The organism is Vibrio sp. Vb1337 (assembly GCF_033338715.1).
Classification (GTDB): Bacteria; Pseudomonadota; Gammaproteobacteria; order Enterobacterales; family Vibrionaceae; genus Vibrio; species Vibrio alginolyticus.
The window spans coordinates 1-1,266 of sequence record NZ_JAWOTD010000133.1 but is presented as its reverse complement, the minus strand read 5'-3'; the positions used below and the strand labels follow the sequence as shown (position 1 = coordinate 1,266).

The following is a 1,266-nucleotide window of genomic DNA, read 5'->3' as shown; positions in this document are numbered from 1 at the left end:
ATGGGTTATCGCGTTTATATTCCGTCCTAGTGCACGCAACGTCTCGATTGTTTTTCTTTTGCTTTGTGCCTTTGTCGGCGCAATGAACTTACTGACTAGCATGTCAGTCTATGTCGGCTTGTCTGGCGTCTTACACGGTTTGTTTGGTTTTTGGGCTCTCAGAGAAGTGTTTGAAAACAGAAGAAGTCGCCTACTCTTAGTCGCCGGACTTATTGCGAAAATCGCATGGGAGCAATTTTATGGCCCTTCAACCAGCACTGCTGCAATGATAGGCGCTCGTGTTGCTGTTGATGCACATCTGTTTGGTGCAATGGGAGGCTTAGGTATGGCATTAGTAGAGAAAGGATTCCATCGCCGTATATTTGGATAAAAAATCCCGAACCACGAAAGAGGGTTTGGTTCGGGAAAGCAGTAACCGGAAACGAAAACTCAGTAAGAATACAATGGTCGAAGCCCGCGTTTATAGAAGAATGCGGTCTTCGTTTTTCTTGATGGTTGCTTCACCAATTCCTTTTACATTGGTTAAATCAGCTGCTGTTTTAAATGGGCCGTGCTCGGTACGGTAGTCAACTATGCTTTGCGCTTTCTTTTCGCCAATACCTTTCAGCATCGTTGCTATCTCTTCTGCAGAAGCAGTATTGATATTGACCGTAATTTCAATTCCTTCATATTTATCAGCCTTGGTATCAGCGGCCAAACTGAGTGGTGCGAACACCACTAAACACAAGGTTAAAATCCATTTCATATTGAACATATACACTCCAAATTAACGCTCTGAAATAATCCGCCCTAATGTAGGCAAACACTCATCGTCATTGAAGTTTGTTTAAACAAAAATAAAACGGGCCGCTTACGCGACCCGTTTTAGTTAACATGCAAATTACATAATTAGTGCTTAGTTGCTCACAACAAAGTACTCAATGTCTGTGTTAGCACGCAATACAGCGAGAACAGAAGATAGATCCTGCTGAGATGATGCACGTTGCATTTGCATCGCGACTTGATCTTCTAGCGAACTATCTAGTTCCGCTTTCACAGCATCCAGTTCAATCACTACGATGTTGCCTTCAAGGTCTTTCGACTGACCGTAGACAGGTTTGCCATCTACTGGCTTCGCCATTGCAAAGACGGTAGTTGCTAGTGGTGAACGACGGTCAACGGTCTCTTGCTCACCAAATGTTAGGTTGTTTTCCTCAAGAACAGCCGTATTGCCTTCATTCAGAGCAGCTACCACTTTTGTACCTAGCTCTAGGGCACCTTGCTCAC

The 1,266-nt window shown here is 44.1% G+C and carries 2 protein-coding genes and 1 pseudogene; 1 reads left to right on the top strand and 2 read right to left on the bottom strand.

Annotated features, from left to right (window positions below; translation table 11 throughout):
* Positions 1-370, top strand: a 370-nt coding sequence (gene rrtA / locus R7E42_RS24485) for a rhombosortase (protein WP_318073160.1), incomplete at its 5' end; no start/stop codon positions are given.
* Positions 371-460: 90 nt separating this feature from the next.
* On the opposite strand, the gene R7E42_RS24480 is transcribed toward rrtA, so the two are convergent.
* Positions 461-745 (bottom strand): ComEA family DNA-binding protein, encoded by a 285-nt coding sequence (locus R7E42_RS24480; RefSeq protein WP_021449594.1) that lies wholly within the window; start codon positions 743-745, stop codon positions 461-463.
* 150 nt (positions 746-895) lie between these two features.
* A pseudogene (locus tag R7E42_RS24475) lies at positions 896-1,266 on the bottom strand (peptidylprolyl isomerase); the annotation flags it as partial.